This window comes from Bacillus rhizoplanae, from assembly GCF_917563915.1.
GTDB lineage: Bacteria > Bacillota > Bacilli > Bacillales > Bacillaceae_G > Bacillus_A > Bacillus_A rhizoplanae.
In genome coordinates this window covers 99899-113724 of the sequence record NZ_CAKJTI010000001.1, presented here as the reverse complement: position 1 = coordinate 113724, position 13826 = coordinate 99899, and the positions used below count along the sequence as shown (strand labels likewise).

Here is a 13826-nt window from a genome sequence, read left to right as displayed (position 1 = left end):
ACAACCGGTATTTTGCTTTACAAGATAGCTTAAGCATTTTTTTCCAAAAAGATTGCAGGATTTCCATCCTTATTTCTCTAAATAGAGCAATAGAGTTAACTATATTCATGAAAGGGATGGAATAAAAAATGTTTATAAATCGCGTTGTATTTTTAACAGGTGCCGCAAGCGGAATTGGATATGAAATGGGAAAAGCCTTTGCAAAAGAAGGCGCAACTGTAATGATTACAGATCGTTTAGAAGACAAGGCACAAGAGGCAGCGAAACAATTACAGAACGAAGGATATAAAGTATTTGGAATGCAATGTGATGTAACAGTAGAACAAGAGATTATACAAGCTATTTCTGAAACAGTTGCACGTTTTGGTTCACTTGATATATTAATTAATAACGCAGGTATGCAATACGTTTCCCCGATTGAAGATTTTCCAACAGAAAAATTTGAAATGCTTATTAAGATTATGCAAATTGCACCGTTTGTTGCGATAAAACATGCTTTTCCTATTATGAAAAAACAAAAATACGGACGCATCATTAATATAGCTTCTATTAATGGTCTTGTTGGTTTTGCTGGAAAATCTGCATATAACAGCGCCAAACACGGGGTAATTGGGCTCACTAAGGTAGCGGCATTAGAAGCTGCCGAGCATGGTATTACAGTAAATGCACTTTGTCCTGGCTACGTTGATACACCTCTTGTTCGCAACCAACTTCAAGATTTAGCGATAACAAGAGATGTCCCGCTTGAACATGTATTAAAAGATGTAATTTACCCGCTTGTACCACAAAAAAGATTGCTTAGCGTGGAAGAAATTTCAGACTACGCCTTATTTTTAGCAAGTGAAAAAGCGAAAGGCATTACAGGACAAGCTGTTGTCATTGATGGTGGTTATACCGCACAGTAAAGTTCAGCAAATTTTTTCTTCTATTAAATATATTCAAAAACGGATTGTGCCTTTACCACACAATCCGTTTTTGAATATATTTTATTCCGCTACTTTTGGGCAGTAAGACCCCCACATCAAGATTTAGAGAAAGCGAAGAAGATAGGCGGGGAATAACTGCCCCTAAGAGCCCGATTGGTGAGAGCTTTCCATCAGTGGGGGACCTCATCCCCCACTGATGGAAGTTTCACTTTATTTTGGAGCTTCATATCTTTGCATCTGCTTTGGTAACTTCTCAATCGCGACAATAACGCTATCTAACTTACTTTCAATTCTATGCAGTAAGTATAGCGTAACAACAATTGGAAAGCCAACATTGCCTATAACCGATATCCATTCCTCCATAGTCTCTCCTCCCTTCTTATTATAAGTAAGTGAAACTCCAAAAAAGTGGTAAATAAAAACAAGCTAAATCATTTCAGCTTGTTTTTCCGAATATCTTTGCGATTTCCACTTGATACTCCCTTCGCACCACTAATAAAACAATACTTTTCCAAACATCTTCAATTGTAGTTAATGTCTTATATTCAACAATAGTCGGCAGCTTCTTTTAATTCAAAAGAGCGATGGAATCTCCCTTCCAACTAACAGAACAAAGTACTGCCACGTTTGTACTCATGCTTTCACTTCCTTCTCAAAAACAATAGAATTAAATAATATATGGAACAAACGAGCATCTGCATTTTCTATTTTATGTAGAAGTAATTTTCTTCCTAACCGTAATGCGTGTCTTTTTGCTTGTAACCGTGTTTCTTTATGAGAAATCTCATCTAAATCTGCGACATGCGCTAATCCAATTGTACGGCGAATAATCTCACATCCTGCAAATCCAACTGCATCAGTGAAAATATTGTTCAGTACAATTGGTAACCATTGCTTTTCTTTCGTATACGGCTCTATGCCTTCGAGTACCCATAACTTCGTAAATGTTTCTACGAAAACGCTCCATGTTTGCTCAATATGATAAAATAATACACTGCGTTTGTTTTCTTCACGTGACAGTGCATTTAATAATAAATTGGCAATCAATTGGCCTAAATCAAATCCAAACGGACCAAATGTCGCAAATTCTGGATCAATTACTTTCGTTTCTGAAGATGATGAAAATATGCTTCCAGTATGTAAATCACCGTGAATTAATGCTTCTTTTCTCGTCAAAAATTTATACTTACACTGCGCTACTTGTAGCTTCAAATTTTTATCCCACCAAAGTTCGTCAACAACATCTTGTAATTCTTCTTCATACTCATTTGTTTCATAGTTTGCAAATGGATCAGTGAATACAAGAGCCTCTGTAATTTTACATAAATCAGGGTTTGTAAACTGACTATCTAGCACTCTTTTTTCTTCTGTTTGTAGTCCAAAATCGGATGTGTAAAAAAGAACATGAGCTAAAAAACGCCCGATATGTTTGGATAATAGTGGATAGTCTTCCCCGTTTACCAATCCTTTTCTCGTTATCGTTAATGCTGATAAATCTTCTATAGCAATAATCGCTAATGTTTCATCGTGCCCGTATACTTTCGGTACATACTCTGGTACGTATTTTGCAAAAATTTGCAATGCATCACTTTCAATGGTTGCACGGCGTAAAGATAGCGGCCAACTTTCTCCTACTACCTTTGCATATGGAAGAGCCTGCTTAAGAATCAATCCCTTCTTCCCATCATGTAAACGAAACACATAATTTAAATTCCCATCACCAATTTCTTCACAAGTGACAACTGCCTTTTCTGAAAAATAACCATGTTCTTTCGCATATGTAACGGCTGTTTCTTCTGTTAATTGTTTGTACCCCACTCTGATTCCCCCTTAATGTATCGGGGTTTTTCATCATAAGAAAAACCCCTTTCGATGACGAAAGAGGTTTGAAGATTCACTTCTCCCCTCTTATCTATCAGAAAGTCTCTCTTTCTGTTGGAATTAGCACCGTGCCTTACTAGGCGCGAATTGTGCGCCCCATTTCACAATGGTATTACGGTCGGTTGCTGGGCTTCATCGGGCCAAATCCCTCCACCTGCTCTTGATAAGAGTATATAGTTGTCTGAATTTTCCGGTTTCTGTTGTTGACTATACCAAGAATAAAAATTGTTTGTCAATACTTTTTCACATGTACAATTCTGGACAGCGATCAAAAAAAACAGGAATCCCTTTACGCACTTCAGAAATCTTCTTTCCATCTAATGTTCCATACAAAATCATTTCTGTTTCATCTGCCTCATTCACGACTTCTCCCCAAGGATCAATAATAAGCGAATGGCCTGCAAATACATTATTCAGATCACGCCCAGCACGATTGCAAGCCACAACATAACATTGATTTTCAATCGCCCTTGCTTGAAGTAATAACCGCCAATGCGCTAAGCGAACAAGTGGCCACTCGGCTACAACGAATAATACTGTTGCCCCCTGTGCAGCATGAACGCGTATCCACTCTGGAAAACGAATATCATAGCAAATTGTTCCTGCACACGGCATATCATCTAATATAAAGTGACCCGTTTTATTTCCAGCAATTAAATATTTATGCTCATCCATCAGTTGAAACAAGTGCACTTTACTATATTCAGCCACAATTTTCCCGCTTCGATTACTAATATACATTGTATTTGTAACACCTTTCTCTGTTTGCTTAGCAATCGATCCTCCAACAATATTCACACAATTTTGCTTACTCCACTTTGATAATAATTGTTTCGTGTATTTCCCATCTTGGTCAGCAACTTCAGGAAGACGTTCCAAATCATAACCTGTTGTCCATAACTCTGGTAATACAATAACGTCTGGTTTTTCCTTCATCGCTTCGTTTATTTTTATTCCAGCATGTTCTATATTTTTTTCTACATTCCCAAAAGTAATATCCATTTGAATACAAGCAATTTTCATTGATTTCTCCCTACTCCCTTTTATTTTTTCTTTACAAAAAGTTGGAATGGTTATATTATTTGTCACTAGAATTGTAACAACTTTCAAAAGAGGTGGAAAGTATGAAATATTTTCAATCTTCTGGGTTATTAACGTCATTACCAACACAATTTTTTGCTTCGCTTGTCACAAAAGTCAACAAAGCCGTGCAAGCTGGTCATGATGTTATTAACTTAGGACAAGGAAATCCAGATCAGCCAACGCCAGCGCATATCGTAGCAGCACTGCAGCGTGCAGTAGAACAACCAATTCATCATAAATATCCGCCATTTCGCGGACACGAAAGCTTAAAAGAAGCTGTCGCTACGTTTTATGAGCGTGAATACGGTGTACAGTTAAATCCCAAAACCGAAGTAGCTGTTTTATTTGGCGGAAAAGCTGGATTAGTTGAATTACCGCTTTGTTTTACAAATCCAGGCGATACAATTCTCGTTCCTGATCCTGGTTATCCAGATTATTTATCAGGTGTTGCCTTAGCGAAAGCAAAACTTGCAACAATGCCATTATTGGCAGAAAATCATTTTTTACCTGATTATACAAAGATTGATTTCCAAACTGCTGAACAAGCAAAATTAATGTTTTTAAACTATCCGAACAATCCAACAGGAGCCATTGCAACAACAAAATTCTTCGAGGAAACTATATCGTTTGCAAACAAACATGACATTTTAGTTTGTCATGATTTCGCGTATGGTGCCATTGGCTTTGATGCTAAAAAGCCAATTAGTTTCTTACAAGTTGATGGAGCAAAAGATGTTGGCATTGAAATTTATACATTATCAAAAACATATAATATGGCAGGATGGCGCATTGCGTTTGCTGTTGGGAATGAAAGTGTCATTGAAGCAATCAACTTATTACAAGATCATATGTATGTCAGTATTTTCGGTGCCGTGCAAGAAGCTGCTCGCGAAGCGTTACTAAGTCCGCAAACTTGCGTAGATGAACTAGTTGAACGCTATGAATCTCGAAGAAATGCTTTGATTACTGCCTGTCGTTCTATCGGTTGGAATGTGGTTGCACCAAAAGGATCTTTTTTTGCATGGCTGCCTATTCCAGATGGGTATACTTCAGAACAATTTGCTGATGTATTATTAGAGAAAGCTCACGTTGCCGTTGCACCAGGTGTCGGCTTTGGTACACATGGGGAAGATTACATTCGCGTTGGCTTATTACATACAGAAGAACGCCTTCGCGAAGCGGTCCATAGGATTGATCAATTAAAAATTTTCAAAAAATCATTGACAACATAAAAATTCTCTGTCAGAATTCAGTTATTAAAAAAATTAAAATATTTCCGAATACTTCTTATCAAGAGCAGGTGGAGGGACGAGCCCAATGAAACCCGGCAACCGATCTATTTTATATAGGCACGGTGCTAATTCTCGCAGCATTAAGCTGACAGATAAGGAGCTGGTTGTAAAAACCTCTCCTTAGCTGAGAGGTTTTTTTATTCGACTAGGAGGTTATGAAAATGAGCGGAATAACAGCAACATACTTAATTCATGATGATTCTCAAAATTTAATTCAAAAAGCAGAGCAAATTGCTCTCGGTTTAACAGTTGGTTCGTGGACACACTTACCCCAATTACTACAAGAACAATTAAAACAACATAAAGGCTCAGTAATTAGCGTAGATGAATTAGAAGATAATGAAAAAATAAATATATACCTTGATAAAAAAGTAAAACGCGGTCTTATTAAAATTCATTACCCATCTGCTAACTTCAGTACCGACTTACCAGCGATTTTTACAACTGTTTTCGGAAAGCTATCACTGGATGGAGAAATTAAATTAATTGATTTGACATTTTCTGATGATATAAAAAAGTGTTTTCCAGGTCCTAAATTTGGTATCGATGGGATACGAAACACCTTGAATGCTCACGACCGCCCTCTTCTCATGAGTATTTTTAAAGGAATGATTGGCCGTAATATCGGTTATTTAAAAACACAGCTTCGCGACCAAGCAAGCGGTGGTGTAGACATTGTAAAAGATGATGAAATTTTATTTGATAATCCGTTAACACCGCTTTCTGAACGCATTCGAGCCGGAAAAGAAGTATTGCAGTCCGTATACGAAACATATGGTCATAAGACGTTATATGCCGTTAATTTGTCAGGACGGACTTATGATTTAAAAGAGAAAGCAAAACAAGCAGTTGCAGCCGGAGCTGATGTATTACTCTTTAATGCATTTGCTTATGGACTTGATGTTTTGCAAGCGTTAGCGGAAGATGATGATGTTTCTGTCCCAATCATGGCACACCCAGCAGTAAGTGGAACTTACATCGCATCTGAATTATATGGATTTTCGTCTTCCTTATTACTAGGTAAACTACTTCGCTGTGCAGGCGCAGATTTCTCATTATTTCCATCACCTTATGGAACTGTTGCTTTAAAAAAAGAAGAAGCACTTTATCTAGCAAAAGCACTTACAGATGAGAACGAACCATTTAAACGAAGCTTTCCAGTTCCATCCGCTGGTATTCACCCAGGATTTGTTCCACTTCTTATTCGTGATTTTGGTCAGCAATGCGTCATTAATGCTGGTGGCGGTATTCACGGACATCCATCTGGTGCACAAGGAGGCGGAAAAGCATTTCGCACTGCCATCGATGCTACGCTAACAAACACGCCGCTACATGCAGTTGATGATGGTGATTTACAGGCAGCCCTTCGTTTGTGGGGTGACCCTTCTAAAGAGGTGAAATCATGAGCATTCACATTTTTTGCGATTTCGATGGCACAATTACAAATAACGATAATATCGTTGCCATTATGGAAAAGTTTGCACCGCCAGAAGCGGAAACAATTAAACAACAAATTTTATCACAAAAACTTTCTATTCAAGAAGGTGTAGGAAAACTTTTTTCTCTATTACCTACAAGTTTACAAGATGAGATTACAACTTTCATAAAAAAATCTGCTGTCATTCGTTCTGGTTTTGAAGAATTCGTACAGTTTGTCCAAACAAATAACATCTCACTTCATATTATATCAGGAGGAATGGACTTTTTCGTTTATCCACTTCTTGAAGAACTTATAGATTCTAATCAAATTTACTGTAATGCAACTGATTTTTCGGGTAAAACAGTTCAAGTAAACTGGCCATATCCGTGTGATGAGCATTGCGAAAATGAATGTGGTCTTTGTAAATCAACACTTATTCGCAATTTAAGTTCACAAAATGATTTTAAAATCATAATTGGTGATTCTATTACAGATTTACAAGCAGCAAAGCTTGCTGACAAGGTATTTGCTCGTGACTTTCTTATTACAAAATGTAAAGAACATCACATTTCTTATACACCGTTTGAAACATTTCACGATATACAAAGCGAAGTGAAGCAATTGTTGGAGGTGATAAAGTGAAACAACTATTTCGTCAATGGCAAGAACTGAGTGAACTGAAAAAAGAATTAACCGACCGGAACTGGTTTCCAGCAACAAGCGGAAATATTTCAATAAAAGTGAGTGACAATCCACTTACCTTTCTCATTACAGCAAGCGGAAGAGATAAAACAAAAACAACACCAGATGACTTTCTGTTAGTTGATCAAAATGGTGATCCTGTTTTAGAAACAGATTTACGTCCTTCTGCAGAAACATTGTTGCACACTCACATTTATAATCATACAAACGCTGCATGCGTCTTGCACGTTCATACAACCGATAACAATGTCATTACAAATGTACACGAAAAAGAAGTTGTGTTCTGTAATCAAGAAATTATTAAAGCACTCAATATTTGGGAAGAAGGAGCTTCTATTCGTATTCCAATCATTGAAAATTACGCTCATATTCCAACGTTAGGTGAGCAATTCCGCAATCATATTCGCGAAGATGCAGGAGCTATTTTAATTCGCAATCACGGCATTACAGTATGGGGAAAAGATAGCTTTGATACAAAAAAGAGATTAGAAGCATACGAGTTTCTATTCCAATTTCATATTAAACTGTTATCAATTAAAGGAGGCGTTCAACATGGTGCAAATTCGTATTCATGAAGTTAACACTCGTATTGAAAAAGAAATAGAAGTACAACAGTTTTTACAAAATGAAGATGTTTTGTATGAGAAATGGGATATTACAAAGCTTCCTGTTCATTTACAAGAAAACTATGCATTAACTGATGAAAATAAGAAAGAAATTTTAGAAGTGTTCGCAGAAGAAATTGCTGATGTTTCTAAGCGCCGTGGCTATCAAGCGAGCGATGTCATCTCACTTTCTCATGCAACACCGAATTTAGATGAATTGTTAGTAAACTTTAAACATGAACACCATCATACCGATGATGAAGTTCGCTTTATCGTCAGCGGACATGGCATTTTTGCCATTCAAGGAAAAGATGGTCGTTTCTTTGATGTTGAACTTGAACCAGGGGATTTAATCTCGGTTCCTGAAAACACGAGACATTACTTTACGCTTCAAGATGATCGTCAGGTCGTGGCAATTCGTATTTTTGTGACAACTGAAGGTTGGGTTCCTATTTACTAAAGTAGTACGTTGAATAAAAAGAAGGGATTCCCCTTTTCCTTCCTTTTATTCACTCTACATATATACATTCTCCTATGGACAGGGTTATTTCATACATGGAGATAACCCTGCTTTTTTTGTTGAATAATTTTTTACAATTTTATGAACATTTTATGAACTTTTTCTGAATATTCTGTTTAAAATGTGTTATAATACAAATAATAGAAAAAACAAGTGGAATTGTAAAAAGGAGGAAGGGAATACATGGAGTTAATTTTAGCCATTCTTTTCGGTGTCGTTTGCGGGTCTATACCTGCTGTTGTGGGAGCCATTATGGAGGAATTAGAAGTTGGTATGATTGGTTTTGTCGCATCTTCTGTAAGCGCTTTATTTTTCGGTTTATATGGTGCAATTCCTGTTTGTTTACTGTTTGCACTATATATATTACGTCATTCTCGCACAAAACGATTTACTCGAACTAGAATGGCTGAAGTCATTCCCTTTCCAATTGAAAAAGCACGCCGAGCAACAGGCCTTTCCTAAATAAAAAAGTCCTCATATGAGGACTTTTTTATTTATTTTCTTCTAAAAATTGAAATAGCTCCTGTAAATGAAGTGCATCCTCTCCATAACTAACCGAAACATAAAATTTCCCGTCTACTTCTGCATTCATATATAAATCAATGAGATCACGTTCGTACTTTAACGCTAAATAAAATTCCATCTCTTCTAGCATTTCTTTCGTTGTTCGAATGACATAACGACCTGTTTCATCTCTACCATATTCAAATACCGGTTCAAAACTATACTTCTTTTTAAACGCAGCCAGTTGCTTATCATTAATATGAATTGTTGCTGCGCGCTGTACCGTATCAATGATATTATCAAATTTCTCTAAACCCATACACTCACTCCTTTATGTATCGTTTATATAATGCCTGTGTTCCGCTATTTTCTTCACCGTCTTGCATCAATTGTTCATATAATTCTCGCGCAAGAGCTAAGCCAGGCGCAGATAATCCAAATTGTTCTGCTTCTGCTAACGCAATTTTCATATCCTTAATAAAATGTTTCACGTAAAATCCTGGTTCAAAATCACCTTGTAACATGCGCGGTGCTAAATTACTTAATGACCAGCTACCTGCGGCACCAGTAGAAATACTTTGTAACACTTTTTCTGGATGTAAACCTGCCTTTTTTGCATAAGCAAGTGCTTCACATACACCAAGCATATTAGATGCAATCGCAATTTGGTTGCACATTTTTGTATGTTGGCCACTACCCGCATTTCCTTGCAACATAATGTTTTTACCTAACAATTCAAATAACGGCAAGCATGCTTCATATACTTCTTCATCCCCACCGATCATAATCGCAAGGCTTCCTTCTTTTGCTCCGATATCTCCGCCCGATACCGGGGCATCTAATACATGAATTCCTTTGCTCTTCCCTTCTTCATAAATACGTTTCGCAAGAGTTGGTGTTGATGTTGTAAAGTCAATCGTAATCGTCCCTCGTTCTGCATGAGTAAGAATTCCCCCTGCACCAAAGTATACTTCTTCCACATCATGTGGATAACCAACCATAGTCATTACAACATCCACTGTTCTTACAATTTCCTTAGGAGAATCACACCAGTACGCACCTTCTTCAATCAAAGCTGCTGTTTTTTCTTTTGTACGATTATATACATAAACAGTATAACCAGCTTTTAATAAATGACGCACCATACTTTTTCCCATAACACCTGTACCAACAAAACCAATAGAAGCCGGTGGCAATATCTGCTTCATCTTCTCATCCCCTTTTCTCTAATAAATCACTCACCAGTTTACGAAACTCAGTATTAAACTCATCATCAATTCCATTTTGCACATTTGAAAATGCAATTACAAATAATTGTTTATCCCAATTAAAATTGTTAAATGTATTCCATCCCGCAAGTACACCATGATTATGATAATAATCTGGATATATATATAAGCTAAATGCATATTTTTTTTCTGAGGATGGTGTTAGCATTAATTTTAAGCTTTCAGCAGAAATAAGCTTACCTGTCATAATTGCTTCATCCAGCTTTTTCATATCATGCACCGTTGTATACATCTCTCCGCATCCATATAACCAATTCATTGCTAATTTAGGCGCTAGCACCAGTTCATTCTCTTTCTTTTTATATCCTTTTGAAAAATTCACATCTCCTGCTGGTGTCTCCCCCATACCTGACTCTGTCATTCCCGCGGGAATAAAAATATGATCTGTAACGTATTGTGCTACAGATTGTCCCGAGCTTTTTTCTAGAATATAAGCTAGCAACATATAATTATAATCTGAATATAACCAGCCACTTCCAGGTTGAAAAGCAGTTGACTGTTGTCCAATCCATGTCACTAAATTAAGACGGGATGCCGCATTGACTTTCCCTTTTCCATGATCAGGGATTCCCGATGTATGCGTTAATAAATGATACAACGTAATATTTTTATTAGCAGGAAAAGAAGGAATATATTTATTCACGTTATCCTGTATATTTATTTTTCCTTGTTCTTGCAACTGTAGAATCGACCCGGCAATTGTCGTTTTTGTAATAGAACCAATTCGATATTTTGTTTGCGGTGTATTTTCAATTTGTTTTTGTACATCCGCATAGCCATACCCTTTATCTAATATTGTACGGCCTTGATATGAAACGAGAACTGAGCCATTAAATTGTTTATCTTTTAAATATTGTTCTAGTTTTTGTGCAACAGCCGTATAATCAATTTCTTTTTCTTTTTCTTTTATTGTATCAGTAGAGGGTATTGTTTTTATTGACTTTGCTTCTTTTTTAGCAGGTACTTTAAAAAAGAAATAGCTCCCAACTAATATAATAGAAAGAAAAAAAATAATTGCACTCCATAACGTCTTCATTTCTAAAAATCCTCCATCGCATCTTAAATAATTATTCCTCCCTCACCATTATCCGACAATAAAAAAAAATCGCAACAATTTGTTGCGAAAACATGTTACATTTTTTCTTTTCTATATAAGCACACTTGATTTTTCCCCTTGTTCTTCGCTTCATATAATGCAACATCTGCTCGATGCATCAATATTTCTTTCGTAATTCCATTTTCGTATGCAGCAACCCCAAAGCTTGCTGTGATATTTGAAATTCCAGAAAATTTTTTTGTTTCGATAAAAAATCGAAGCGATTCCGCAATTTGAAATGCTTCTTTTTCTGTTGTATGAGACAAAAAAATAATAAATTCTTCTCCGCCCCACCGTGCAAAAACATGATGCGGCTGTAATTTTGCTGTCACAAGTTCCGCTAGTTGTACCAATGCTAAATCTCCAAAATCATGACCATATGTGTCATTTACTTTTTTGAAATCATCAAGATCAAATAAAATAAGAGCAAATGATTGGCTCATTCGTATAGCAGTTTCCCAACCTTGTGAAAATAGTCTTTGAAACTTCAACCGATTATAAATATTTGTTAAGGAATCAATTGTTGCTAAGCGCTCTTGTTCTTTATACTCTTCTTCTAACTCTGTAATATCTGTACATGTAACGATGAATCTCGTTACATCATCCGGCAAAGGAGCAATACGTAACAAAAACACAGTTGCTTCTTCATCCTCATTATACATTTTGATTTTTCTTGATTTCGTTAAGCAATCATCAATCCACATTGTATCATTTTCTGCAATATAATACCCATTCTCCTCTGCAAAATGTTCAGCAAATGTGATGTGATGCTCATGATATGACATGAGATCTTCATATCCGAAGAAACGTAAAAAATTTGTATTGCAATCTATAATTTCGTCATCTTCTACAATAAACAACAAATCATTCTGAAAATCAAATATCATTTGAAGTAGTTCTTGTTGTAATATAACTTGTTTTAACAATGACAATTCATACACACTCTTTTGCACTTCAGAAAGTATAGATTGAGGCGTAATTGGAGGTAACACAATGTTTCGTACCCCAAGTTTAATAAGGTCAACAAATTGAGATGTAACTTGTTCACTCCATACAATGATAAAAGAAATATCTGAAGTAAATAATTCTTTTACAAATTCGACTTGAGAAGAGTCAGAAATATATATAATTACGATTTGTGGTTGAACTTTTTCAAACAATATTTTCCCGTCCTTAAAACTATGTGCCAAAAACAAGCACTTTGGCTTTAACGCTGCAACTGTATGTTGTTGATTATGACCTTCTTCAATATACAATACATTCACATCGAGATCTTGTAATACATTTTGAAAAACTGTATGTTCCAATAAAAAATGCAGAATGTTCACCACTAGGCTTTCACTCACTTCATTTATCCCATTCTTACAAGCTTAAGAATCCCTTACGATAGAGTTCATCACTTATAAGAACTTGATTTGTTCAACAAACCATCACATGGCAGTTTCACGTTATAGAAACCTTTTGAAGCCCCGTATCATCTTTTTATTGTATGACAACAATAAGTGAGACGTTTGTGCGAATATCTTCTTTTATTCATATCTTTTTTAAAACACTTGACAATAGAACTGCATATATTATATCCTTTTACAGTATCTGCTTACAAAATGTAAGTTAAGAACATTTTTATATTCAACTCATTTACAAATAGAAACAAAGCTTGGAGGAATTATGATGACACAGCAAGATTTCTTTACTGTTTTATACGAACGTACATCTAATCGTGCTTTCAACCCTGAAAAAGAGATTTCAAAAGAGGAACTATATGATATTTTAAAAGCTGCTGGCCAAGCACCATCGGCATGGAATTTACAACACTGGAAATTCCTTGTATTCCAAGGAGAAGATGTACAACGCCGCTTGCATCCAATCGCATATAATCAACAACAAATTCTTGATGCATCTGCAGTTGTCGCTATATTAGGTGACTTAGAAGCATATAAAAATGTTGATGCTGTATACGGTCCACTTGTAGAACAAGGACTTATGCAAGAAGAAGCAAAAAATCGTTTGGCACAAAATATTGAAAGTGCATATCAACGTGAACAATACCCACGCGATGCCGCATTCTCTAATGCCTCTTTAGCAGCAATGCAACTTATGCTTGCAGCAAAAGCAACTGGTTGGGATACATGTGCAATCGGAGGTTTTAACCCGCAAGCATTAATGGAAGAGTTTAACCTGTCTTCTCGCTACCTTCCAATTATGTTAATTACAATTGGTGAATCTACATTAGAGGGGCACCCAGCACCACGCATGAGCGTAGAACAAGTAACAGAATGGGCAAAATAAAGTGAAACCTCCATTAGTGGAGGTTTTTTTCATCTCTCACTAACGGAAAGCTCTCACCAACCAGGCACGTGACAGCAGCTATTCTCCATCTATTTTCTTCACTTCTCTCTAAATATTAAGAGGGGATAACTACCTAGGAATAGCAGACTGTAATCTAAAGATGATTTTTTGTTACAATTATGATACAATAGTAACAAATTGATAACAAGTGAGGGATTT

Annotated in this window: 15 protein-coding genes, 1 pseudogene and 2 riboswitches; of the genes and pseudogenes, 8 read left to right on the top strand and 8 right to left on the bottom strand. The window is 36.3% G+C overall.

All coding sequences use genetic code 11. From position 1 onward, the window contains the following. Positions 1-128 precede the first annotated feature (128 nt). A complete protein-coding gene (locus LRP84_RS00645) occupies positions 129-905 on the top strand; it encodes a 3-hydroxybutyrate dehydrogenase (RefSeq protein ID WP_230573307.1) in 777 nt (258 codons plus the stop codon). Between the two features lie 231 nt (positions 906-1136). On the opposite strand, the gene LRP84_RS00640 is transcribed toward LRP84_RS00645, so the two are convergent. The 4 genes and pseudogenes from LRP84_RS00640 to LRP84_RS00625 all read right to left on the bottom strand — a co-directional run bounded on the left by LRP84_RS00640 (position 1137) and on the right by LRP84_RS00625 (position 3917). Continuing rightward, positions 1137-1289: a YvrJ family protein gene (locus tag LRP84_RS00640; RefSeq protein WP_098310521.1), complete on the bottom strand. Its 153-nt coding sequence runs from the start codon at positions 1287-1289 to the stop codon at positions 1137-1139. Positions 1290-1374: 85 nt separating this feature from the next. After that, a pseudogene (gene mtnA, locus LRP84_RS00635) lies at positions 1375-1563 on the bottom strand (S-methyl-5-thioribose-1-phosphate isomerase); the annotation flags it as partial. Continuing rightward, positions 1560-2744 carry an S-methyl-5-thioribose kinase gene (gene mtnK / locus LRP84_RS00630; protein WP_230573306.1) on the bottom strand — a complete coding sequence of 395 codons (1185 nt, stop codon included), beginning with the start codon at positions 2742-2744 and terminating at the stop codon, positions 1560-1562. The pseudogene mtnA and the gene mtnK, both read right to left, overlap by 4 nt. Before the next feature lie 87 nt (positions 2745-2831). Beyond that, a riboswitch (SAM riboswitch) is annotated at positions 2832-2977 on the bottom strand. Between the two features lie 73 nt (positions 2978-3050). Further along, on the bottom strand, positions 3051-3917 hold the full coding sequence (locus LRP84_RS00625; RefSeq protein WP_230573563.1) for a carbon-nitrogen family hydrolase: 867 nt from the start codon (positions 3915-3917) through the stop codon (positions 3051-3053). A 14-nt stretch (positions 3918-3931) separates the two neighbouring features. On the opposite strand from LRP84_RS00625, the gene LRP84_RS00620 reads away from it, so the two are divergent. From LRP84_RS00620 to LRP84_RS00595, 6 genes are all read left to right on the top strand, one after another. Next, a complete protein-coding gene (locus LRP84_RS00620) occupies positions 3932-5122 on the top strand; it encodes a pyridoxal phosphate-dependent aminotransferase (protein ID WP_230573305.1) in 1191 nt (396 codons plus the stop codon). Positions 5123-5174: 52 nt separating this feature from the next. Then, a riboswitch (SAM riboswitch) is annotated at positions 5175-5281 on the top strand. A gap of 62 nt (positions 5282-5343) precedes the next feature. After that, complete coding sequence (mtnW, locus tag LRP84_RS00615) at positions 5344-6588, top strand: 2,3-diketo-5-methylthiopentyl-1-phosphate enolase (protein WP_230573304.1); 1245 nt, start codon at positions 5344-5346, stop codon at positions 6586-6588. Continuing rightward, positions 6585-7244, top strand: a complete 660-nt coding sequence (locus LRP84_RS00610; RefSeq protein ID WP_230573303.1) for a 2-hydroxy-3-keto-5-methylthiopentenyl-1-phosphate phosphatase — start codon at positions 6585-6587, stop codon at positions 7242-7244. The genes mtnW and LRP84_RS00610 overlap by 4 nt, the downstream gene beginning before the upstream one ends. Then, entirely contained in the window at positions 7241-7879 is a 639-nt protein-coding gene (locus tag LRP84_RS00605) for a methylthioribulose 1-phosphate dehydratase (RefSeq protein ID WP_230573302.1), read from the top strand. The genes LRP84_RS00610 and LRP84_RS00605 overlap by 4 nt, the downstream gene beginning before the upstream one ends. Further along, entirely contained in the window at positions 7857-8369 is a 513-nt protein-coding gene (locus tag LRP84_RS00600; protein ID WP_230573301.1) for a cupin domain-containing protein, read from the top strand. Before LRP84_RS00605 ends, LRP84_RS00600 begins: the two co-directional genes overlap by 23 nt. Before the next feature lie 243 nt (positions 8370-8612). After that, the gene (locus LRP84_RS00595) at positions 8613-8891 is read left to right on the top strand and encodes a hypothetical protein (protein WP_098310514.1); all 279 of its coding nucleotides are present in this window, start codon (positions 8613-8615) and stop codon (positions 8889-8891) included. Between the two features lie 28 nt (positions 8892-8919). On the opposite strand, the gene LRP84_RS00590 is transcribed toward LRP84_RS00595, so the two are convergent. From LRP84_RS00590 to LRP84_RS00575, 4 genes are all read right to left on the bottom strand, one after another. Then, positions 8920-9252: a DUF3909 family protein gene (locus tag LRP84_RS00590; RefSeq protein WP_230573300.1), complete on the bottom strand. Its 333-nt coding sequence runs from the start codon at positions 9250-9252 to the stop codon at positions 8920-8922. A 4-nt stretch (positions 9253-9256) separates the two neighbouring features. Then, the gene (locus tag LRP84_RS00585; RefSeq protein WP_230573299.1) at positions 9257-10141 is read right to left on the bottom strand and encodes an NAD(P)-dependent oxidoreductase; all 885 of its coding nucleotides are present in this window, start codon (positions 10139-10141) and stop codon (positions 9257-9259) included. Between the two features lie 4 nt (positions 10142-10145). Beyond that, complete coding sequence (locus LRP84_RS00580) at positions 10146-11258, bottom strand: serine hydrolase domain-containing protein (protein ID WP_230573298.1); 1113 nt, start codon at positions 11256-11258, stop codon at positions 10146-10148. Between the two features lie 95 nt (positions 11259-11353). Further along, complete coding sequence (locus LRP84_RS00575) at positions 11354-12646, bottom strand: sensor domain-containing diguanylate cyclase (protein WP_230573562.1); 1293 nt, start codon at positions 12644-12646, stop codon at positions 11354-11356. A 343-nt stretch (positions 12647-12989) separates the two neighbouring features. On the opposite strand from LRP84_RS00575, the gene LRP84_RS00570 reads away from it, so the two are divergent. After that, complete coding sequence (locus LRP84_RS00570; RefSeq protein WP_230573297.1) at positions 12990-13607, top strand: nitroreductase family protein; 618 nt, start codon at positions 12990-12992, stop codon at positions 13605-13607. Positions 13608-13826 lie beyond the last annotated feature (219 nt).

What these genes read in the sequence shown, in the direction of transcription:
- LRP84_RS00595 (WP_098310514.1), top strand. Translation starts at nt 8,613, where the DNA reads ATGGAGTTAATTTTAGCCATTCTTTTCGGTGTCGTTTGCGGGTCTATA.
- LRP84_RS00585 (WP_230573299.1), bottom strand. Translation starts at nt 10,141, where the DNA reads ATGAAGCAGATATTGCCACCGGCTTCTATTGGTTTTGTTGGTACAGGT.
- LRP84_RS00645 (WP_230573307.1), top strand. Translation starts at nt 129, where the DNA reads ATGTTTATAAATCGCGTTGTATTTTTAACAGGTGCCGCAAGCGGAATT.
- LRP84_RS00580 (WP_230573298.1), bottom strand. Translation starts at nt 11,258, where the DNA reads ATGAAGACGTTATGGAGTGCAATTATTTTTTTTCTTTCTATTATATTA.
- LRP84_RS00590 (WP_230573300.1), bottom strand. Translation starts at nt 9,252, where the DNA reads ATGGGTTTAGAGAAATTTGATAATATCATTGATACGGTACAGCGCGCA.
- LRP84_RS00600 (WP_230573301.1), top strand. Translation starts at nt 7,857, where the DNA reads ATGGTGCAAATTCGTATTCATGAAGTTAACACTCGTATTGAAAAAGAA.
- LRP84_RS00610 (WP_230573303.1), top strand. Translation starts at nt 6,585, where the DNA reads ATGAGCATTCACATTTTTTGCGATTTCGATGGCACAATTACAAATAAC.
- mtnW (WP_230573304.1), top strand. Translation starts at nt 5,344, where the DNA reads ATGAGCGGAATAACAGCAACATACTTAATTCATGATGATTCTCAAAAT.
- LRP84_RS00640 (WP_098310521.1), bottom strand. Translation starts at nt 1,289, where the DNA reads ATGGAGGAATGGATATCGGTTATAGGCAATGTTGGCTTTCCAATTGTT.
- LRP84_RS00570 (WP_230573297.1), top strand. Translation starts at nt 12,990, where the DNA reads ATGACACAGCAAGATTTCTTTACTGTTTTATACGAACGTACATCTAAT.
- LRP84_RS00620 (WP_230573305.1), top strand. Translation starts at nt 3,932, where the DNA reads ATGAAATATTTTCAATCTTCTGGGTTATTAACGTCATTACCAACACAA.